The 21,966-nt window shown below is 34.4% G+C and carries 16 protein-coding genes, 1 pseudogene and 1 riboswitch; of the genes and pseudogenes, 1 reads left to right on the top strand and 16 read right to left on the bottom strand.

From position 1 onward, the window contains the following. Nucleotides 1-143 precede the first annotated feature (143 nt). From cysS to CALHY_RS02585, 14 genes are all read right to left on the bottom strand, one after another. Nucleotides 144-1,541, bottom strand: coding sequence for a cysteine--tRNA ligase (cysS, locus tag CALHY_RS02650; protein WP_013402473.1), 1,398 nt, complete (start codon nt 1,539-1,541; stop codon nt 144-146). Further along, complete coding sequence (gene epsC, locus CALHY_RS02645) at nt 1,498-2,202, bottom strand: serine O-acetyltransferase EpsC (protein WP_013402472.1); 705 nt, start codon at nt 2,200-2,202, stop codon at nt 1,498-1,500. The genes cysS and epsC overlap by 44 nt, the downstream gene beginning before the upstream one ends. Nucleotides 2,203-2,243: 41 nt before the next feature. Next, nucleotides 2,244-3,701, bottom strand: coding sequence for a glutamate--tRNA ligase (gltX, locus tag CALHY_RS02640; protein WP_013402471.1), 1,458 nt, complete (start codon nt 3,699-3,701; stop codon nt 2,244-2,246). Between the two features lie 175 nt (nt 3,702-3,876). Further along, nucleotides 3,877-6,606, bottom strand: a complete 2,730-nt coding sequence (locus CALHY_RS02635) for a VWA domain-containing protein (protein WP_013402470.1) — start codon at nt 6,604-6,606, stop codon at nt 3,877-3,879. Further along, on the bottom strand, nt 6,590-8,401 hold the full coding sequence (locus tag CALHY_RS02630) for a BatA domain-containing protein (RefSeq protein WP_013402469.1): 1,812 nt from the start codon (nt 8,399-8,401) through the stop codon (nt 6,590-6,592). Before CALHY_RS02630 ends, CALHY_RS02635 begins: the two co-directional genes overlap by 17 nt. 2 nt (nt 8,402-8,403) lie before the next feature. Continuing rightward, entirely contained in the window at nt 8,404-9,303 is a 900-nt protein-coding gene (locus tag CALHY_RS02625; RefSeq protein WP_013402468.1) for a DUF58 domain-containing protein, read from the bottom strand. Beyond that, entirely contained in the window at nt 9,297-10,280 is a 984-nt protein-coding gene (locus CALHY_RS02620; RefSeq protein ID WP_013402467.1) for an AAA family ATPase, read from the bottom strand. The genes CALHY_RS02625 and CALHY_RS02620 overlap by 7 nt, the downstream gene beginning before the upstream one ends. 1 nt (nt 10,281) lies before the next feature. Further along, complete coding sequence (locus tag CALHY_RS02615) at nt 10,282-11,769, bottom strand: hypothetical protein (RefSeq protein ID WP_013402466.1); 1,488 nt, start codon at nt 11,767-11,769, stop codon at nt 10,282-10,284. Nucleotides 11,770-11,771: 2 nt separating this feature from the next. After that, nucleotides 11,772-12,671, bottom strand: a complete 900-nt coding sequence (locus tag CALHY_RS02610; RefSeq protein ID WP_013402465.1) for an ABC transporter permease — start codon at nt 12,669-12,671, stop codon at nt 11,772-11,774. A 31-nt stretch (nt 12,672-12,702) separates the two neighbouring features. Beyond that, nucleotides 12,703-13,635, bottom strand: coding sequence for an ABC transporter ATP-binding protein (locus tag CALHY_RS02605; protein WP_013402464.1), 933 nt, complete (start codon nt 13,633-13,635; stop codon nt 12,703-12,705). A gap of 2 nt (nt 13,636-13,637) precedes the next feature. Continuing rightward, on the bottom strand, nt 13,638-16,052 hold the full coding sequence (locus tag CALHY_RS02600) for a hypothetical protein (RefSeq protein ID WP_013402463.1): 2,415 nt from the start codon (nt 16,050-16,052) through the stop codon (nt 13,638-13,640). Nucleotides 16,053-16,144: 92 nt separating this feature from the next. Next, on the bottom strand, nt 16,145-16,693 hold the full coding sequence (locus tag CALHY_RS02595; protein WP_238524595.1) for a DUF6062 family protein: 549 nt from the start codon (nt 16,691-16,693) through the stop codon (nt 16,145-16,147). 81 nt (nt 16,694-16,774) lie between these two features. Continuing rightward, nucleotides 16,775-16,849: riboswitch (Fluoride riboswitch) on the bottom strand. 98 nt (nt 16,850-16,947) lie between these two features. Further along, a complete protein-coding gene (locus tag CALHY_RS02590; protein ID WP_013402461.1) occupies nt 16,948-17,496 on the bottom strand; it encodes a hypothetical protein in 549 nt (182 codons plus the stop codon). A gap of 23 nt (nt 17,497-17,519) precedes the next feature. Further along, a complete protein-coding gene (locus CALHY_RS02585; RefSeq protein ID WP_013402460.1) occupies nt 17,520-18,803 on the bottom strand; it encodes an HD domain-containing protein in 1,284 nt (427 codons plus the stop codon). A 284-nt stretch (nt 18,804-19,087) separates the two neighbouring features. Between CALHY_RS02585 and CALHY_RS02580 the strand changes: the two are divergent. Next, a pseudogene (locus CALHY_RS02580) lies at nt 19,088-19,891 on the top strand (IS481 family transposase). Here the strand turns inward: CALHY_RS02580 and CALHY_RS02575 are convergent. Further along, nucleotides 19,884-20,651, bottom strand: coding sequence for an SDR family NAD(P)-dependent oxidoreductase (locus CALHY_RS02575; RefSeq protein WP_013402459.1), 768 nt, complete (start codon nt 20,649-20,651; stop codon nt 19,884-19,886). The pseudogene CALHY_RS02580 and the gene CALHY_RS02575 sit on opposite strands and share 8 nt — an antisense overlap. 25 nt (nt 20,652-20,676) lie before the next feature. Continuing rightward, nucleotides 20,677-21,960, bottom strand: a complete 1,284-nt coding sequence (locus CALHY_RS02570) for a TRAP transporter large permease (protein ID WP_013402458.1) — start codon at nt 21,958-21,960, stop codon at nt 20,677-20,679. Nucleotides 21,961-21,966 lie beyond the last annotated feature (6 nt).

Genomic DNA, 21,966 nt, shown 5'->3' with positions numbered 1-21,966 from the left:
CCTCTATTTGAAATTATACATGAAGTACACAAGAATTTCAATAAAAAGTTAATGAAAATTTTCATGATTTTTTTTAAGATAATACTTTAAAAAAATAGGCCGCCAGAGCTAAAATATTTGATATACTGGCAGCCTTTTTTGTTTTATTTTATCCTCTCAATCTTTGTCCCCTGAGGGGTGTCAAGAACAATATAGCCCAAGCTTTTGAGCTCATCTCTTATTCTATCCGCCTCGGCAAAGTTTTTCGCCTTTCGTGCCTGATTTCTCTTTTTAACCAACTCTAATATCTCTTGGGGAATAGCCTCTTCTTTTTCGCTATATTGCTCCAAGATTCCCAGTATACTGCAAAGCTCTTTCAATGTATCTTTTGCAAAAGTTAAAGTTTCTTTTGAGCAAGAATTAGCATATGTGTTAATTTCTCTTACCATTTCGAACAAATACCCTGTTGCCTCGGCAGTATTCAAGTCATCTTCCATTGCATCTATAAACTTTGCTTTTAGATCTTCAATCGCAGCTTTTAGCATATCATCATTTTCAGATGAAGAGGCTGCATTTTGAATCAAAAACTCAAGATTTTCATAGCAGGTATAAATTCTTTTGAGTGCCACCTCTGCCTGTTCAATAAGGTCTATACTGAAATTAAGAGGCTTTCTATAGTGAGCCTGAAGCATGAAAAGCCTCAGAGCCTCTGGATGGTACTTTTCTATGATCTCACGCACAGTAAAGAAATTCCCAAGCGACTTTGACATCTTCTCATTGTTTATATTCACATACCCATTGTGTAGCCAAAAACGCGCGAAAGGCTTTCCTGTTGCAGCCTCGCTCTGTGCAATCTCATTTTCATGATGAGGAAAGATCAAATCCTGTCCGCCTGCATGAATGTCAATGGTCTGCCCAAGGTATTTCATTGCCATAACAGAACACTCTATATGCCAGCCTGGTCGACCCTCACCCCAAGGTGAACTCCATGCCGGCTCACCCTCTTTTTTAGCCTTCCACAGGGCAAAATCAAGCGGGTCTTCTTTCTTTTCGTTCGGGTCAACGCGCGCGCCAGCCATCAGCTCTTCAATGTTCTTGTGAGAAAGCTTTCCATACTCAGCAAATTTTCTTGTTCTAAAATACACATCACCATCAACAACATATGCATAACCTTTGTCAATCAGCCTTTGTATCAGGGCTATCATATCTTCTATCTCTTCTGTTGCCCTTGGATTTTTGGTTGCTCGCTTGACATTTAGCCTGTCTGCGTCTTTGTAATACTCTTGTATGAATCTTTCAGCAAGTTCAAAGACGGTTATGCCCTCTTTGTTTGCTCTGTTTATCATCTTATCTTCTACATCTGTAAAGTTTTGAATGTAGATAACCTCATATCCTTTGTACTCAAAATACCGCCTCAAAGTATCAAACACAATCAAAGGCCTTGCATTTCCAATGTGGATAAAATCATAGACAGTTGGACCGCATACGTACATCTTTACTTTGCCTTCTTCTAAGGGTTCAAACTCCTCTTTTGTCATTGTCAGAGTGTTGTAAAGCTTCATACTCTTTTAATCTCCTTTCGTACTCGACAAGTTTTTTCTCCAAAGCCTCTATCTTGGCCTCAAGCCTGCAAATCTGCATTGCAAGCGGGTCGGGAAATCTTACCTGGTCAAGCTGTTCTTCAACAGTTGGCTTTTCCTTTTTCTCCTTTCTGACAACTCTTCCTGGCACACCAACTACAGTCGAGTTCTCTTCAACCTCGCGAAGAACAACTGCGTTTGCACCAATTTTTGTATTGTCCCCTACTTTGAATGGTCCTAAAACCTTTGCACCAGCACCAATTAAGACGTTGTTTCCAATTGTTGGATGACGCTTACCTTTTTCTTTTCCTGTGCCGCCCAACGTCACGCCCTGGTAAATCAGAACATCGTCGCCAATCTCAGCTGTCTCACCAATGACAACACCCATGCCATGGTCTATAAATACCCTTCGACCAATCTTGGCACCGGGATGTATCTCAATACCAGTTTTGTGCCTTGCACGCTGGGAAATCCACCTTGCAATGAAGTACATCCTGCGGTTGTAAAACCAGTGAGCTATTCTGTGGTATATAATAGCCCACAGGCTTGGATACAAAAGAGTTTCCAGCCTGCTCTTGCAAGCCGGGTCCTTTTCCATGATAACATCCATCTCTTCTTTGATCATCCTGAAAAATCTAAACATACTCTCAAAAACTCCTTTACAAACCTATAAAAATTCTTAATTTAATTATACCACGTTTTGAAGAATTCCAATCGTTTTAGTATGTTTTCTTTACCCACAATCTCTATTATCTCCACAAGCTCGGGTCCGTGAGTTTTGCCAGTCAACACAACTCTTATCGGCATAAATAGGTTTTTGCCCTTGTAACCTGTCTCTTTTTGAATCTCTTTGAAAAGTAGCTTAATAGCTTCAGGTGTCAATTCACTGAGCTGAGTTACTTTATTCTCAAAGACATTTATTAAATCTTTCACATGCTCCCATTTTAAGACCTCTTTTGCCTCATCTTCTTCTATTTTGACTTCATTGTTAAAGAAGATATCAACCCTGTCTTTGATCTGAGATAGATAATCCAGTCCTTCATACACAGATTTTACTATCTTCTTGAGCCATTCAAATTTGGACTGTGCCTCATCCTCTTTGATATATCCTGCTTCAACAAAGTACGGTATGCACATCTGGGTAAGTTCATCCAATGATTTTAGTTTAATGTGCTGAGAGTTTATATAATTTAGCTTATCGATGTCAAATATTGCAGGATTTTTGGAAACTCTTTCTAATGAGAAATTCTCAATTAGATACTCCATGTCAAATATTTCTTTATCCTCTGGTGGTGACCAACCAAGCAGAGCCAAGAAGTTTATAAGTCCTTCTTTTAAATACCCTTGCTCTTTGTACTGCTCAACCCAAGTAGAGCCGTGGCGCTTTGACATCTTTGTTCTGTCTTTTCCAAGTATAAGCGAAACATGAGCAAACTGCGGAAGTTCAAACCCAAGCGCATTGTAAATTAGAATCTGTCGCGGAGTGTTTGAAAGATGCTCTTCACCTCTTATAACATGCGAAATCTTCATTAAGTGGTCATCTATGACAACTGCAAAGTTATATGTGGGAATTCCATCAGATTTGACAATTACAAAGTCGCCTATGTCATCACTCAAAAACTCAACATCGCCTCTTACCAAATCATGAACAACTATTTTCACACCTTCTGGCACTTTAAATCTCACAGTAGGTTTTCTTCCTTCTGCCTCAAGCTTTCTCTTTTCTTCATCAGTGAGATTTCTGCACTTTCCTGTATACCTTGGCATCTGACCTTTTGATAAAAGCTCTTGTCTTTGAGCCTCAAGCTCCTCTTCTGTGCAGTAACAATAGTATGCGTAGCCTTTTTCAAAAAGAACATCAACATATTTTTTGTAAATATCCACTCTTTCTGTTGATCTATAAGGCCCATAAGGTCCCCCTACCTCAACACCTTCATCCCACTCAATCCCAAGCCATCTCAAGCTTTCGATGATAACCTTTTCGGACTCAATAGACGATCTTTCTAAGTCTGTGTCTTCTATCCTTAATATAAACTTTCCACCATATCTTTTGGCAAAAAGGTAGTTGAAAAGTGCTGTTCTTGCACCGCCAATGTGAAGGTGCCCTGTTGGGCTTGGTGCAAATCTTGTTCTTACTTCCACTGTATACTTCAGTCCTTTCTTTTGAATTTTATGAATTATTTCTGTATCTCAATAACTCATTTATTTTATCCTTTAGGAAAGAATTAAAAACATATTCTCTTTTTTAAAGTATAATCTTTGAAAATTCTATAGTCAATGCAAAAAACAATAGCCTATTTAATTTTCAATGGATATTTTAAAATCTTCTCAACTTTTTTATATCTAATATCTCGTGGTCTTTTTCATCCTGTTTCTTTTCTTTTTTAGATAATAGTTTTACTTTTTTTCCTGGTTTACGTGTGTCATTAGCCTTTGTGATTAAATCTTTTCTACTAAAATCCATTTTAATTTTTAGATGCTTTACTTTTTTAATAGTATTAAATGTTTTAAGTAACAACCTTTCAATCTGAACATACAGTGCAAATCTCCTGATTGCAATTTCTAAAAGAAAAAGAAAAATGCAAAGAATAATAAGAAAATTACTCAAATCCTGCTGAGAGTACACTTCTTTAAGTTTACCCTTATAGATATCTTCAGGATTTTTTACAACTTTTGCATTTGACAGTGCAATAAACTGCTCAAACCTGCTGCTGTCAAAATCCACTCTAAATTCATCAGAGTAATTTATAGAGTATAAAAAGGTGGACATTTTTGTTTTTCCATCTTCAGTCACAGAAGCAACAAAGGTGTAATTCCCCGGCATAAATTCAGCCGTTGTTTCAAACTTGTCAGGTGAAGTCCTTTTCATTTTTAACATCTTCTCTGCACCATTTGGATAGATGCACTTTAGAGTTGCAGTAGCACTGCTTTTAAACTTCCCATTTATACTGACAACAAGCCCTTTTTCCTTTTGCACATCAAAAGTAAAACTGTCATCTTCGGCACCCTTTTCAAGCCATTTGAAAAGATTTGAAAAAAACTTTGAAAATTTGTCCCACATCACCCAGTCACGCGACCAGCTGCCGTTTAAGTCTGAACACCACGCAGCAGTTTTGCCAAGCCCATATCTCCAAACTGTCAAAATAGGCTCATCCTCATCACTTACAAGAAGACTTGTTGCAATATCCTTTTTTGTTGTGGCAATGTAACCATAAAGCGGCGGATATGAAGAAAAGGCAGAGTTTATAGGATTTGTCTCAACAACCTTAGGAACAAATTTTTTCTCCTTTATATACTTTCCTTTTATAATCTTTGCCTCTTTCAAAAACACATCAATTAGGTTTGAAGCATCCTTGACATAATAAAATCTCCCTGAGGTATATGCTGCCATCCAGCTCAAAATTGGCGCATTTATAGAAGAACCTACGCCAATTGTTGTAATCTTTATATTATTTCTTTTAGCAATACTTGCTGGATATTCATAACCGCCCTCCTCACCATATCCGTCAGTGAGAAGAACAATCACTTTGTCTTTGGCTTTAGATTTTCTAAGCGTATTGACTGCTTCAGTTAGTGGTGGAATTATAGCTGTCCCACCACCTATCTGAATTCCGGAGATGTTTTCTATAACCTCATTTTTACTTTTTAGTTTCCCAAACTTGCTTGCCCAGTAGAAGTTATGGTCAAAGGCAATAACACCAACACTATCTGAGCTCTCCAGATGGTCAATCATCTTTGCAGCAGCGCTTTTGGCAATTTCCAATTTGTTTATATTTCCTAAATTACTTTCGCCCATGCTTCCCGAATGGTCAATGACAAGAACCACAGCCACATTTCTTTCTTTCTCTTTGTTTTTAAGCTGCATTTTGACAGGCAACATCTTTTCCAGCACCGAATTTGAATAGTTGCCAAGTGCGTACGAATTTTCACCGCCAATCACCAAAAGTCCGCCGCCCAAGTCCTTTACATACCTTTCGCAATCATTTAAAAATTTGTCGGTCAAATGGTTTTTTGATACATTACACAAAACCACAAATGAATACTGCATAAGTCTATCAAGCCCAAAATCTACATTATCGCTAATTACCATATCATAATCTGCTGAATATGAATCAAGAAGGCTTCTGACATTTTTCACATCATCAATATTCTGGTAAACCACCAAAACTTTTTGTGGTTTTTTGACCTGACACATTGCATATGCAAAGTTGTTTTTATCCTCCTCATCATCCTCTGCTTCAATTACACCCTGATACCTGTAAATACCTTCTTTGGGCAGTTTGTCTTTAATCACAAACCTGTTCTCGCCTTTTTCAAGCATTATTTTTTGAGAAAAAATCAAACTGCCATCTCTGAAAATTTTGAGCTGAGCAGATGCAGGATATGTACTGTTTATATTAGCAAATACAGAAAACTCCTGATTTTTAACCACTTTTTGGGGAATTTTGAGGCTTGAAAACTGAATATCTTTTTCCTTTTCACTTTTCAAAAGCAAAACTTTCACATCTATGCCATTGTTGTTGAGCAAATCAATAGTAGTCTTTGCATTGCCAACCGTTTCTTTCCCATCTGTTAAAATCACAAGTCTTTTTTGAAAGTCCTTGGGAAATAAATTTGCTGCAAACTTTATGGCATTTTCAATGTTAGTCTCACTTGTATCAACCACTGACCCAAACTCAGAAAATTTAGGATTATTCTTTAAGGAAAATTCCACATTAGTATCCTGTCCAAACACAACCACAGACTGCATTTCATTTGATTTTTTTAGCTTTATCGCTTTTTGGATAAAGTCTTTCATCTTATCAATGTTTTTGGCATTGCTATCAGAAAGGTCTGCAAGGTAAATAGTTGCAACTTTGTCTGATGATATTGTAAGCTTTGGTATTGCAAGTGCTAATATAATAAGAAGGAATATAACAATCCTCAGAACAACAACAAACTTTTTCCCTAAGCCTTCTTTATAAAACCTTTTTGACAAAAGCCAAATAACTACTCCTAAAATGGGTATTAACAATAAAATAAGAGGTCTTTCAAGACTTATTCTCATTCATAAACACCATCCACTCAAAAGTCAAAAATATTAGCGATAGTATCAATAATATATCCTTCAAGAGATACGGAACTTTAGCATTGGTCTTTGCACCAGTTTCCGAAAAAGCTAAAGTAGCATCTGTCTTTTTTTCTTCAGATTCATCCAGAGCATAAGTAGGATAATTTACTGCAAATTTGTAGCTTGTGTTATTACTTAAATTCAAGGTATAAACTCCCAACCGGTCGTTTTTAGGAAGAATCAAAGGGTATGTAGAAAAATTTACAACTTCCCTTTTGCTATTAGGTAGAATAATCTCAGCTTTTCCATCTGTATATGAAAAAACTTTTATCTCTTCGCCCGGATAGAATGTCATCTTCTCAAATGGCTGGTTTCCCCTAACAAAGTTATTTTTGATGTTGGTTATTAATATGGGAAAAGAGACTTTCAGCGGAAGGTCACTGTCGTCAATTGCAAAGCCAATTAATACTGTAGGAAGGTTTTTTACAACCCCAAAAGAAATAACTGGTTTGCCATTAACTTTTGCAACAGGTTCAAACTTTTTATCATCAATTGAGATTGCTTTTTGAACAGCAAATTCCATTCCATCAATGTTCTGTGAAATGGTAGACTCCACAAATCTTGCATACCCCTCAATGTCTTTCTTGTTACCTATTGATACTTCTAATAGTTGAGATACATCTTTGCCTTTTTGTAATATAAATATAACTCCGCCTTTTTTAGGAAGCCTTTTGGGGACAACACTGTCAAATACATAAATATCAAAGCCATCAGCTACATTTTTTACATCTTGTAACTTGTACAGCTCAACATCATCAAAAGCTGAAAATGCTTTTTCCAAGAAAAAGTTTCCTTTGCCAACATACAAAACTTTCTTTTTAGTTGGCGGTGGGGCTAAAATTGTCCAAAAAATATTGTCTTCTCTTAAGCGGTCAGGATAGTTTATCCTTGCCCATACAACCTTGTAATTCCCTTTTATTTTCTCAAAAATCACACTCTCAGACTGCTTTGGCAAAAGCATCATGCTTTTTGCACCAACAAGTTTTTGGTCTGCAAAAAGCTCAATCTCAAAACTTGCTCTTTTAATTCCCCTGTTTGTTACCTCTACAGCTGCATCAAAGCCATCGCTGAAAGTAGAAAGTGATACATTGTCTATGCTAACATTATCATCTAGTTTTGGAAACTCAAATACCTGTATGTTATCCTGCAATTTAACCTTTTTGTCTGTAAACAAAAAGAGAGTATATCTTGAGGCATCAAACAATTTTGAAATAACATTGATACTTTCTTTTAAGTTTGTGACATAATAGGTTGGCAGCACTTTACCAATAGAACTTTTTGCAAAAGAGGGAGAAACATCTTTTGCCAAAACCTCAATGCTATCAGAAAATGTGACAATGCTCACCTTAGAGCCTTTGGGCAGTGTATCTAAAATACTTCTTGCAATTTCTTTAGATTTTTCAAGATAGGTTTTGTTGTCATGTGTAAAGCAGTTCATTGTGCTACCCACATCAAATGCAAAAATGACCTTCTTTTTGGTGTCTGTAATAGAAATATATGGACCTGCAAGATTTAGTGAAAATGCAGCAAGTGTTAAAATCCCCAGTATTAAAAGAAGGCTTAGTCTCAGTTTTTGTGCTGGTTTTGATACCCTCTTTTGTTTTTTTAACCTTTCCCACAAATAAGTGCTGGAAATAACCACCTTTTTATATTTTGGTCTTATCATGTACAACACAACAAGTACAGGTATGCTCAAAAGAAACAGTAAATACAGCGGCTGTGTGAATCTCATTTTTATACTCCAACCATCCCAAACAAGATTTTATTTAGATTATCTGATGTCAAAATCTCATAAAACCTTCCATTTGCTTTTTGAACCAGCTCTTTCAATAGCTTTTGAAGATTTCTCAGTTCATGCTTATACTGTTTTATTAAGGCATCAGAAATCTCAATATTGACCTTTTTATTACTTTCACTATCAATAAGCTCGCAAAAAGAATAATCAAACTGAGGAAATGCTTCAAGCTTGTCTAACACCTGACAGCAATATACAAACGAAGACTTTCTCAAAAGAATTTTCAAAACATTCTCTGCACCTTCGAATAAAAAGTCAGAAAAGATAAATGAAATACTTTTTCGCGGAATAAAGACATTTTTGATATTATCAAAATTTGCCAAACCTTCAAATTGTGCATCCTCCAAGAACTTTACAATCTTTGCAAAACTTTGCTTGCTTTTAAAATGACCTGAGTGCAAAATATGGTCCTCTTTGATCAAAAATATATTGACACCATCAAGTTGCGACAAAGCAATATAACAAAGGCATGCAACAAGCGCTTTTGCCATATCACCCTTTTTTGTGCTGCTACCAAAGTCCATTGATTTTGACATATCAATAAAAAAATTATATGTTGTTTGTCTTTCTTGCTCAAAAAGTTTAACATAAAGCCTTTGAGTTGCTGCATATATCTTGAAATTCACCTTTCTAAAGTCATCACCCGGTATGTATTCCCGATGGTCACTGAACTCAAGGGAATTCCCACGCCCTTTTGCTTTCTGCTGACCTTCAAATTGCGAAGTTATACTTATATTAAATTTGAACTTCAAATTGCTGATACTTGCAAGAAGCTTGTCATCAACAAGTCCGCCAAACATTAAAATATCACCACTTTTGCTTATAACCTTTTTTACCATTCTTTAAGACTTTGCAAAATCTCCTCAACAATATCAGCAGGTTTTTTACCTTCTGAGATTGCCTCAAAGTTAAGTCCAATTCTGTGGCAAAGAACGCTTTTAGCCAAACTTTTAATATCGTCAAATGCAACATTCGGCCTTCCTTCAAAGAGTGCATTTGCCTTTGCACCTAAGACAATGTGCTGCAAAGCCCTTGGACCTGCTCCAAACCTCAAGTATTTTTTTGCAATCTCATTTTGATCTATATGTGGCTGTGTACTCATAACAAGCCTTGCAGCATACTCCAAAACTGGCCTTGCAATCGGTACTTTTCTGATTATCTCACCAATTTGAATTATCTCTTGTGCCTCAATTATTTTATTTGGCTCTGGCATTTGACTTTCAGTTGTCAGGTTGACAATTTCAATCATCTCATCAAAGCTGGGAAGTGGAACATCCACTTTAAACATGAACCTATCCTGCTGTGCTTCAGGAAGTGGATATGTCCCTTCCTGTTCAAGAGGATTTTGCGTTGCAAGCACAAAAAACGGCTCATCAAGCTTGTAAGTTGTGCCCATAACAGTGACGGTTTTTTCTTGCATGGCTTCTAATAATGCCGATTGCGTTTTTGGTGTTGCTCTGTTTATCTCATCGGCAAGAATGATATTGGCAAATATCGGACCTTTTTGAAACGTAAAATTTAAAAAACCATCTTTGTCTTTGGAAATTATATTTGTACCCACAATGTCTGATGGCATTAAATCAGGAGTAAATTGTATTCTGGAAAACTTGAGGTTTAAAACTTTTGCAATTGACTTTACCAAATGAGTCTTTCCCACGCCTGGCAGACCCTCTAAAAGAACATTTCCACCGCAGAAGATAGCAATTAAGACCTTCCTGATAATATCTTTTTGCCCAATTATGACTTTGGTAATTTCACCTTCTATTTTGTTTAAAACTTCCATTGTATATTCAATATTCTGTAAAATCAAATCCATCTCACCTCGAATTTTCTAAGCTTTCAAAATACCTCTTTGTTATCTCTTTTGCCCATGCTGGAACTTCATCAGTTTCAAGATACTCGTTTGCCTCTTTTTTGTACTCTGAAAAAACACTGTTAAAGTTAAGCTTTTGGCCTCTTTCACCAACTCCCTCTTTCTGGACCAGCTTTCCACTTTCCTTGCCAGTATTAAGTACAGCTTGGTTTGAAGCCTCTATATCATGTAGATTTTTTGTAAAAATTTGCGGTGGTGATACCAAAGAAGATGTCGGTGGGATTGCTGCACCAAGTCCACTGCCCATATTTACTGTGTTATTGGTCTGTATCTGGCTACCACTGCCTTCTGGTAGATTGTTGTTGCTTTGTCCATTACTTGTGCTATTTTCTGAACTGCTTTCTTTACTGCCTTGACCTTCGGTGTTTGCCCCACTTTTATTGCTATCTTGTTGCCCTTTGAAACTTGACTGTTCACTGCTGGTTGAGCTGTCTTGATTTTGTGAAAAGCTTGAACTGCTTGCCGAGCTCTCAGCAGTTTCTTCTGTTGACCTTGCTTTTGTCTTAGAATTCCCAGTAGAATCTTTTTTATTGGAACTATCCTTCCAAGTAGTATCTTGTCCATTTAATAAAGATGAATTTGAATCTTTGCTATTGTTTTTAGCTGAAGAATTTTGCAAAGCAACGTATTCATTTCTCTTTTTACCAGCATCTTTGCCTTTAGTAATATAGTCTTGAAGCCTGGTTGCAGCAGAAACAAGCACAGAAGCTTTTAAATTTTCCTTTTTCAAATTTTCAAGCAAAAACCACGCCTTCTGCTTTGCAAGGTTCATTTCACCTTTGGACTTTGCAATTTTTATCTCTTTTTTCATCTTCATGATAATTTCATCTATTTTTCTTTTTTCTAACCCATTTAGTTTTAGATTTTTGAAAACCTCTTTTTTGACACCTTCAATTTTATTTATTTCATTTTTCTTCTCAACATTAAAAACGTGCAGCCTTTCTGCCTCTTTCATCTTCGGATTGGGAATGCTAAGAATTACTGTAAATGACAAAACTACAAATAGAGCAGCTGTCCATTTTCTTACATCAAGCTGTGGTTTTATAACCTTTCTCAAATCTATGTTTCTAATTATATGGGCAGCTGAGCTTTTGACATACTTAGAAATCTCATCACAGCTGTCAATTAATTCTAAGGAAGTTGTAATTATCTCTTTAAATCCAAAGCTGTCAATCAAGAGTGCTGTTTTTTCAAGCGAGGGTTTGCTTTTAATAATGTAAATTAAATAACCAAGAAAAAGAAATATACTAATTCCTATTTGAAAATGCCATTTAAAATACACTGGCACTTTTCTTGACAAAAACTCTATTATTAAGTTCTGCACAGAACAAATTACAACAAATATCCAGAGCTTAGATAAAAATATGCAAAACATTTGCCTTTTTTGCACTCTTTTTAAAAATTCCAAAATCAAATCTCCGCCATCTTTCATTTTCAGACACCTTTAGCCCTTGTATCTTTTCTGAAAAACCCTCTTCTTAGAGGATTTAAAAAGTAACTACTTAGAGCTATGTTAATAAATGTTCCTATCAAACAAAGCAAAAAGTGAACTTGGTAACCTTTTACTTTATAACTATACGTAAAAAACAAGTCGCTTCTTCCAATTTGGGTAAATATATATTCTACCAACGCAAAAAGAGGGCTCAAAGAGGTAAGCAAAAGTTTTATCAAATCAGCCTTCCTTGGCGGCTGAGATGGTAAAGTACTTATTACATCTGACAAAGCTACTACTGAAATGTAACTTATTAATACTATAACAACTACAACGACAATTACCACTACTGTTGCACCAATACTTTTTTTGAGTACTGTGGACATTAAAAGCCCTAAGGACCCATAAAATAAAATCAACACAAAAATATATACAAACATGCCCAATATATCTTGAAATTTCATAAGCCCATAAAGATAAAGTAAAGCATATACCGGAAAGGTAGCAAAAAATAGAATTATAACCTCACCTGCCGCTGCAATCATCTTACCTATTACTATTTCAAAGTTGCTCATGGTAGTTGAAAGAAGAATGTCAAGAGTCTGATTTTCTCTTTCCTTAGCTATCGCCTGTGAGGTTAAAATAACCATTAACATACCAAAAAAAGCTGTTAAAAGGATAATTAAAAATGTCTGAAAGCCTATTGCATTAGTTTTATAAATTTCAACCTCAACGAACTCCTTGGCAAAGTTTTTCAAAAAAATAAAACTGAAAACTGTTATCAATAAAAGCCATCCTGCCAGCGTCAAAGCAAATTTCATGCTTCTTGTTCTTTGTTTTATCTCCTTTGTAACAATCGGATTTGCAAATATTGAGTTTAAAAATTTATTTACTCTTTGCAAAGCCTCACCACTCCTTTGCCTAATAAAATCCTCAGTTTTCAACTGCTTGAATTGCTTTCATAAACGCCTCTTCCAAACTGCCTTCAACAAGTCCTACTTCACATACTCTTGCTCCCCTGTCAATCAAGCCTTTTATAAGCAAGAACATATCATTATCATCACCGTCAAAACTCAAAATGTACCCATTTTCTATAACCTGAACATTTGATACAGCAGGAAATTCCTTAAACACTGTAAGCGCCTCTTTAAAGTCTTCTACAAACCTTACCTTTATCCTCTTTGTACCATGAGCTAACATTGTAATTTGTGCAATATCCCCCTGAGCAACCATTCTGCCTTGATTTATTATCCCCACATGTGTACAAAGTTCAGAAAGCTCTGGTAAGATATGTGAACTTATTATAATCGTCTTTCCCATATCTTTTAGGTTTTTTAATATCTCTTTCATCTCAATTCTTGACTGTGGGTCCATTCCAGAAGCCGGTTCATCAAGCACAAGAAGCAAAGGATTGTGAATAAGACATCGTGCTAAGCACAGTCTCTGTTTCATACCACGCGAAAGGGAGTCAACAAAGTCATATTTTTTATCTGTCAAGCGGACAAGTTCAAGAAGGTCATCTATCATCTTTTGAGCTTTTGTACCTTTTATTCGGTATGCGTGGGCAAAAAATTCTAAATATTCATTCACTTTAAGATTGTCATACACACCAAAAAAGTCAGGCATATAACCAATTAGCGACTTTACTTTGCTTAAGTTTTTGGAGATGTCCATACCATTAATTTTAACACATCCACCGTCTGCTCTTAAAAGCCCGCACATAATCTTCATTGTTGTTGTTTTTCCAGCACCATTTGGACCAACAAATCCAAATATTTGACCTTCTTCAACCGAAAAAGAAAGATTGTCAACAGCCTTTTTCTTCCCATAAAACTTTGTCAAACCTTCTATCTCCAAAAGCGGCATTTTTACTTTCCACCACCTTCTACAGAAATAAGAGGAATGGTAGCAACTGAAGAATTATCAAATCCAACTACCTTAATGCGTAATTTTCCTCTATAAAGATATTTGCCAAAATCACTTTCTGAAATTAAGATAGCCTTGCTCAAATCAACTCTATCCCATTTCTTGCTTTTGAAGTTGTAAATAAATTCATTTACATTATTTCTCCCATACAATGAATCATTTCTGACCGAGACCTTTTTAACATCTTCTAAAACACTTGCAACGTTGTACTCTATCTCTATCTCTCCTTTTCCATAATAAGATACTTGAACACCCGGTCCATAGGAAGTTGAATTTTGGAATGTATTTTTAATAATTACCGGAACTATAATGCCATAAGGAATAACCATTTTTCCATCAACAAGCCACGTTGGTTTTATGTCAACTCTGAAAATTGCTTCACCTCTGGTTTTCACCAATTTAGAATTTACTTTTAACTGCAAATCATTGAAATTTTTGATATAACCTATTGCATAAAAAGTTGAATAATTATTTTCTGGTATTGATGTTATACAAAGGTCTACTAACCTATTAATGTACATATAGTTTAATTGTCTGTTCTTGTTAAAATTATAAAGCTGGTTTCTAATTCCATTTGCAATATCAGTGCCTATATTTGAAAAGGACTTTACAACCTTAGCATAGGGTTTTAGATTCTCTACATAAGCCATGTTGTTAGACAAAAATACAAACAAATGGTTAATTTCATAGTTTGATTTATTTTCTATCTCTACAGATGGTTTTAAAATATCCTTTAAATTTAATTTCATCTCAACTAAAGGACTGGGAAGTTCATAAGTTTCTAAGTCCCTTACAAACTTTACAGAAAATGCCGGAACATTTTTAAAGATAATCTTTTCCCATGGATAATACTCAAAATCATTTGCATAATCCAAGTTCACAACAAATGCTTTGAAAGATTTGACCAATGGCTCTATCTTTTGACTGTCAGTAGCTTCAACTTCAAAGCTACTCTTAAGTGGAGTAAAAATCTGGTAATACTTGTTCACTATATATCCTTTCCTGTCGGTGTTGTAAACAATAAAATTTGTTTCTGTAATGCTTGGCTGTTTAATTTTATACACATTAGCAACACCAAATATAACTCCTGTCCAAACTATACTTCCAAACAATATAAATTGCCATGTAAGGTGACGTCTATTAAACTTTTTTAGTATCAAATAGTTCCCGAAGCTAATTATAAAAATGTATATAACTATCAAAATAATTATCAAACCATTCTGAGGCCATTTTACGTTTACTGCTAAATTGTAAATTGAGTTACTTACACCCAAGGAGTAAGAGTAAGAGGTAGAATTTGTAATAATCCCTTGAAAAAGCTTTGAATATTCAGAATAACAACTTTGTAGTAGAAACCCTAATAATTTATCTCTCTTTTCTGCCGGTATGTCCAATTCAAATGGGTCAAATGAGGTTACCAGCACAACACCATTGCCAATTATCTTTCGCTGAATATGCAACTGACTTATCTTTTCTCCATCTTTTAAAACAAAATCCACAAATCTTGTATCATTCAGGACAATATCTTCTGAATTTTCTTTATCCACCACGACAGAGGTATAATTGAGTTGTTGTTCATCTATATTAAGACTGATATCTCCCTTTTTAATACCCATAATTTTCCCTTCTAAAAAGTTATCTTTAAAAATTGACAAATTCTTTTGATAATTTTCTCCCAAGAATATAATTAACTTGCCACCTCTAATAATATAATTTTTTAACGCTCTGTATTGATCAGCAGAAAGATTTGAAGTTTTATAATTATGAATTATTATGGTATCAAATCTCTCTAATAACGATGAGGTTATAGGAAAATTTGAACTATCCAATAAAACCACAGTGATACTGCTTGTTGCTTGTTGAGATGGCTTTATCAAATATTTTACTTTATCCTTTTGGTCTGAAAGAAGACCAATGCTCAAATTATATCCTTTCTTAGGCGGGACTATCTGCTTGTTTAAAATCACATCTCCTTTTGAATTGTAAATTTTAACATATGTTGCAGAATATATCATGTCGCCAAAACACATGGGAAGAATAATAGACTTTTTTGAATTTGCTGCAAGCTCAAATTCCTTTGAAAAACTGAACTTTTTTTCCTTTGGTCTTGAAGCTACCGGAGTGGCAAATGCGTCATTTTTGGGCTCCCACCATTCAACAGAAATTTTGCCCTTGAAGTAGTCTTGACTTTTGTTTTGTAAAGTTATCTTAAGCTCAATTAAATTGTACAAATTTACTTTGTTATCAATTCCATACTCAATATTGGTAATTTCTATGCTATTATTAGCATATGTAATACTCTTTCCTATCAGTAAAAATAAAAAAATAAATAAGACAACAACCAGCCTTTTTCTCATCTGTTTAATCTCCTTTCACACAGGTTTATTTTTATAGCCCTTTCAAAAATTACTACTTCATATATTGTATCAAATTTTGCCTTTTTGTCAATTTAAACGTACATAAAATCAAAAATGTTATGTGCTGGGGCTATTAAGTAAACTATCTTAGCCCCCATAACTGACAAAAGCTCCTTTTGCACAGATACAGAAGCTGTCTTCTCCAAAACTTGATTTAGGTGCCTTTGACACATAAAGCCTCTTTCAGCAAATGCAGATTTAAATTGAGGCTGGGTAGCAAAAAAGTGGGAAAATGCTCTTGTGTAGGTATCTTCAAAGCCTTGTTCTTTTTCACAAAAGATGCACATATTTTGCTGCCTTTGAGTTTTCCTTTTACATGGCAATATTTCAGTAGAGTCTCTATTTCTGGAATTACTTAGCAAGTCTGAATATATAATGGCATGGGCAAGCACATCACCTAACGACTCTAACTTTCTTGCATGCTTTGGACAGATTCCCCCTTTTCTTATTTTGTCACGTAAGTTGTAATCGTTTACTGATTCATACAGAAAGTCATCAAAAAACTTATCCATTGCCTTGTTTTTAAGATGGCATACAATACACTTATCTTCTTTGAAGTTTTCTATCATTTCAAAATACACAATATCCAAGGTCCATCCCCCCAAAGCCTTCAAAAAGGCTTTAAACTCTTTAATAAAGCAAAAAACTCCTGCCCGCATCTTGTACGGACAGGAGTTATCAGCCAACCAGGGCAGTCCCTGTGGCATTTTAAGGCGAACTCCATCGCCTTGATATTTAACTTTTTATTCTCAATTTCTATTATATGGTTTTTTGAAAAAAAATCAATATCAAATCTATTTCATTTTTTTGGAATTATATCCGCTGATAATTTTCTTTACTGAATTTTATCAGGTTTTAGAAAATTATATTTTATCAAAAACTCAATTGCATTTTTTATTTCTTCTTCTGAATATTTATTCCCTTTTAATTTGAATATCCTTTCTATTAATATTTTTTCGGTTTTATTATCAAGCTTATCTAATTTCATCTGACTAATAACATAGTCAACAGTAGCAATAAGTTCCAGTTCTCTTGCAGTGAAATTACATAAGCTTTTTATTAATTCTTTGTTGTTTAAAGTCTCCTTAGAATTTAAAACATCTTTTCTATTTTCAACAGGAATTATTTTATGCGTATATCCGTCTGATTCAATATTTATCAACCCATTTAGTTCCATTCTATGAATGTCAAATTCCAATTGGCTGCTATATGGCCCATAATAATGAATAGAGAAAGTATAACCAAAATCTATACCTTTTCTTTGAAGTAAGTATACTATTTTTTGAATTAGTTTTTTGCCTACTTTATTCCCTGACTGTGTACAAAAATCTGAAACTTCATTTATTAAATCAAAAAGCTTTAATAATTTTTGACTATCCACCATTATCCCTCCTTTTTCAAATAAACTTATCTACTCATCTTCCTTAGTATTCCAGAAACAATATTTATGGCCTCATCTTTTTTATCTTCAGTAACATAAATTCTTTTTATATTAATAGGCTCTGTCATCTTCCTTATTACTTCAGAAGCTATACTAACTGGTATAGGCTTTTCTTCTATATCATCAATTAATGGAATTGCTTTTTCACTATCAACCTCATATCTTATTGGCATCTGATGTATAAGTTTATCTGCTGAATCCAATAGAAGATTTTCTTTGCCAATCCTCTCTGATAATTCATTCTTAATAAAATTAAAAATATCTTGCTCTCTTTTCTCAGCATGTTCTGGAGTCTCATAAACTTTACTCATGATTTTTCTCTTTAAAATCCTTTCAGCCCATTTATTTTGTCTTATATTATCTTTCATAAGTTGAAATATGTACATATCATCATAGTTTAAAAAATCATAAACATCTTTGGGGTATTGTCCATTTGGCAAAACTTCCTTCAGAAAATTAAAAAGGGCATTATCTAAAAATCTTCTTGTCTTATGGAAATAAACTTGAGTAAACATGAAATATCTTGCAAGAACAAATTCCTCAAAAGCGTGCATTCCACCCTTTTCAATTGCAAGATATAACATATGATCTTCATCTTCCCAAACTGTAAGAGTGTTGATAAGTCTCTCTATATCAAATCTACCGTAATTCACCCCGCAATAAAGTGAATCACGTAATAAATAATCCATCTTGTCACAATCAAGTTCACTGTCCATAAATTTTTTGAGAAATATAAAATCAGGATTTTCTATATTTTCTCCCTTATATATCGAACATATCAATTCAGGCGTAATATCATATTCATCTCCATAGTTTTTCTTGAATTCCTCGCCAATTTCCTTAATGAAATCACTAATCTCTGTTTGTGTTACTATCAAACAAGTATAATCTTCATGTGTACAACCTTCAGGAAAAAGTTCTTCTGATGCATGTGAAAACGGTGCATGTCCTAAGTCATGGACCAAAGCTATTATTCTCAATATTTGAGTATACCATTTTCTTTTTGCTTCATCAAAAGCCTGGGTTTTTTCAGCCACTGTATTGAAAGCTTTAGTTACCAGATGCATAACACCCAAAGAATGACCAAATCTTGAATGTTCTGCTCCATGGTAAATATAATGTGAAAATGCTAATTGTTTTATATTTCGTAACCTTTGAAATGGAGAAGAATCAATTATCTTGAGCTCCAAAGGTCTAACGTAAATAAAACCATGGACAGGATCTCGAAATTCATATAACTTCTCTTTCATTCTCTTTCTCCATATTTATTATATGTTTATCTTATTATGAGAGAAAAATTGTTCGTTGTTTTTATTATAACAAAAGTTTTATATGTCTGCAATAAAAAATTTTAAAAATCACTTGAATAGGTGTAGAGATATTAACCACAACGAAAAGATGTACGAAAATAATAACGTGAGAGTAATAAAAAGAATTGAGGCTGCCTCCCTCCTGAAATGAATATAATTAAAAAGTGTAATCTCCCATTCAAAAGAAACATCAAAAAACTATCAGGATGGGAGGGCAGCCTACTATGAATATTATACCATATCATGAGCTAAGAAAAATATCTCCTGAAAAAGCAAGAGAATTAGTTCGAAAAGTGTTTCAAAATAATAATAAAAACGTATAAAAAATTGCTAAAATATTGGGTGTATCAAGACATATCGTAAGAAGAACAATTAATGGTCCTCTTGAGGACAAACCAAAAAGGACTAAAACTTGAAATAACTTTCTTATGAACTTGAAAATTTCATTATTCAGGAGTCTCAAAGAACAGGGTTCAAGTATACACGTCTTTCACTTTATCTACTTAGAAAATAGACGTTAAAATAATTAAAAACACAATTAAAATCCATTCTCAAAAGAAATGGCGTACCAAGGAAAATAAGGAAGATAAAAATAAGAACGCATAATGTGAAAAACCCAATAAAAACCATTGGACAAGGGAGAAGAATTCTACGGTAGAAGCGAAAGAAAGCCAAGGAAGTGGAATGAGATGTTTTTAATTTATGGGTGCAATTGAAAATTCACATAGGACAGATGACGAATACTTTTTATTGATTTATACTGAGACATGTAAAAACAAAAGATGAATTTATTCAACCAGCTCAAAGATAGAAAGATATATGGGATTTTACTTATTACTGTAATGATAACAATGAATGGGAGGACACCATTCAAAAATTTGTAATTCAAAGAGTCTGGTATCCTCCCATATATTTTTGTTTTCTACCTAACTTTTTGAATATTTACTAAAAAAGCAGGAATTTCTTATTCTTTGTTCTGTAATAAATTAGGTGGCAAATATGTCTTCACCACGTACCACCTTATATAGTCATCCCACCGTCAATAACTATTATGCTACCATTCATAAACTCTGCTTCATCACAACTTGCAAATAATATTGCGAACGCAATTTCTTCTGGTCTACCAAGTCTTCCCATTGGCTGTCTTGCAATAAAAGCTGCTCTCATAGCTTCTGGATCAGGTGCATTAACTATTTTTTCTTCTACTGCAGGAGTTAAAGTAGTGCCTGGACAAACACAATTTACTCTAATATTATCTTTTACATAATCAGCAGCCATAGCTTTTGTTAATGAAACAATTGCCCCTTTTGATGCACTGTAAGCACTTCTATCAGTATGCCCCTTAAGAGCCGCTACTGAAGCAACATTTACAATAACACCTTTTCCTTGTTTTTTCATTTGCAAAACTGCATATTTGGAAACCAAAAAGGCTCCTTTTACATTAACAGCCATTGTTTTATCAAAATCTTCTTCAGACATGTTGTCTACTCTGCCCGGTAATACTATCCCCGCATTGTTTACTAATATATCAATTTTCCCATATTTTTCTACTGTCTCCATTACAATTCTTTGAGCATCATCATTTTTAGAAACATCCCCCTGAATAAAAATACACTCTCCACCAATTTTTCTAATTTCATCAATTGTTGTCTCACCATTTTTATCTTTATTAAGCTCTCTTCCATTTACTGCAACTTTTGCTCCATATTTTGCATATAAAACTGCTGTAGTTCTACCTATCCCAGAAGTAGCCCCAGTGATTAGGACCACCTTATCTTTAAAATTCATATTTACATTCCCCCTTTTTATCCTATTATTTTCCAAATATTGCGTTTGGAATAATTAACACTGTATTAGGAACAAATAAAATTAACAATAGAACGAGTATAACAGCCAACATAAAAGGCCATCCTTCTTTTATATATTCACCTACCGAACATTTCAAGACTGAACAAACTATATACATAACTGCCCCAACAGGTGGGGTAATAAGGCCTGTTGCTGCACTGAATACCAATATTAATCCGAAATGAACCATATCTGCTCCAACTGCTCTTGCAACAGGTGCTAATATTGGTGTTAAAAGCAAAATCAATGCAGTAGAATCTACAAACATTCCCAATATAAATAACATAAACATCATTATCAGCATTATTATAGTTGGTGACGAAGTAAAATGAAGCAAAGCTTCAGCCATTTTTTGAGGTATCATTTCCCACGTAAAACCATATCCAAATATTGTGGAAAATATTAATATCAACATAACCATTCCTATATCACCAATGGTCTTTTCAGTCGCCTCCATAAATTTTTTAAATGACAATTCTCTATAAGCTAAAATACCAACTAATATTGCATATACAACTGCAAATGCACCTACTTCTGATGGTGTAAATAAACCCATTCTCAATCCAAAAATTAATAGGAATGGGAACAAAAATGCCCATATACATCTTATTAGAGTATGTATTACTTCTCCAAAAGTTACCTTATCTTTTTCTGGCTTATATCCTCTTTTCTTCCCTATTATCGCAGTAATTATCATAAAAATTATTGCAAATAAAAGCCCTGGAACAATACCTGCAGCAAACAATCTACCTACTGATACCTCTGCTATTGTGCCGTATAATACCAATCCGATTCCTGGCGGAATTGCTATAACAATTAATGACGCAAATGCTAAAACTGATGCAACAAAACCTCTACTGTACTTTTTCTCAACCATGGGTTCACCTAAAACTCGAGCTTGCATGGATGCATCAGCAATAGCCGAACCAGTAATACCTCCCATCAATGTTGCCAATACAATATTCGCTTGAGCTAAACCTGCTGGTAGTCGTCCAGCCAATACCGAGGCCAAATGCAATAATCTCTTAGTTATTCCACTTTCATTTAATAAATTACCTGATAATACAAACAATGGTATTGCTAATAGTGAAAAGTTTTGGGTTTGGCTTACACTTAGTTGAACAGGAACTGTTAATGATAATTCACTTGAGTTTAGTAGAAAATAAATAAGCCCTGATATTCCAAGAACAAAAGCTATAGGCATTCCTAATATTAAAAACAGGAAAAATGCTATAATTGCATATATCACATCTAA

The organism is Caldicellulosiruptor hydrothermalis 108, assembly GCF_000166355.1.
Taxonomy (GTDB): domain Bacteria; phylum Bacillota; class Thermoanaerobacteria; order Caldicellulosiruptorales; family Caldicellulosiruptoraceae; genus Caldicellulosiruptor; species Caldicellulosiruptor hydrothermalis.
The sequence above is the reverse complement of the archived record's forward strand: the minus strand, read 5'-3'. Positions and strand labels throughout refer to the sequence as shown.

Bases quoted from the DNA above. Each gene is read 5' to 3' on its own strand.
- CALHY_RS02600 (WP_013402463.1), bottom strand. From the start codon at position 16,052: ATGAGAAAAAGGCTGGTTGTTGTCTTATTTATTTTTTTATTTTTACTG.
- cysS (WP_013402473.1), bottom strand. From the start codon at position 1,541: ATGAAGCTTTACAACACTCTGACAATGACAAAAGAGGAGTTTGAACCC.
- CALHY_RS02630 (WP_013402469.1), bottom strand. From the start codon at position 8,401: ATGAGATTCACACAGCCGCTGTATTTACTGTTTCTTTTGAGCATACCT.
- epsC (WP_013402472.1), bottom strand. From the start codon at position 2,202: ATGTTTAGATTTTTCAGGATGATCAAAGAAGAGATGGATGTTATCATG.
- CALHY_RS02635 (WP_013402470.1), bottom strand. From the start codon at position 6,606: ATGAGAATAAGTCTTGAAAGACCTCTTATTTTATTGTTAATACCCATT.
- CALHY_RS02590 (WP_013402461.1), bottom strand. From the start codon at position 17,496: ATGGTGGATAGTCAAAAATTATTAAAGCTTTTTGATTTAATAAATGAA.
- CALHY_RS02620 (WP_013402467.1), bottom strand. From the start codon at position 10,280: ATGGATTTGATTTTACAGAATATTGAATATACAATGGAAGTTTTAAAC.
- CALHY_RS02615 (WP_013402466.1), bottom strand. From the start codon at position 11,769: ATGAAAGATGGCGGAGATTTGATTTTGGAATTTTTAAAAAGAGTGCAA.
- CALHY_RS02575 (WP_013402459.1), bottom strand. From the start codon at position 20,651: ATGAATTTTAAAGATAAGGTGGTCCTAATCACTGGGGCTACTTCTGGG.
- CALHY_RS02625 (WP_013402468.1), bottom strand. From the start codon at position 9,303: ATGGTAAAAAAGGTTATAAGCAAAAGTGGTGATATTTTAATGTTTGGC.
- CALHY_RS02605 (WP_013402464.1), bottom strand. From the start codon at position 13,635: ATGCCGCTTTTGGAGATAGAAGGTTTGACAAAGTTTTATGGGAAGAAA.
- CALHY_RS02585 (WP_013402460.1), bottom strand. From the start codon at position 18,803: ATGAAAGAGAAGTTATATGAATTTCGAGATCCTGTCCATGGTTTTATT.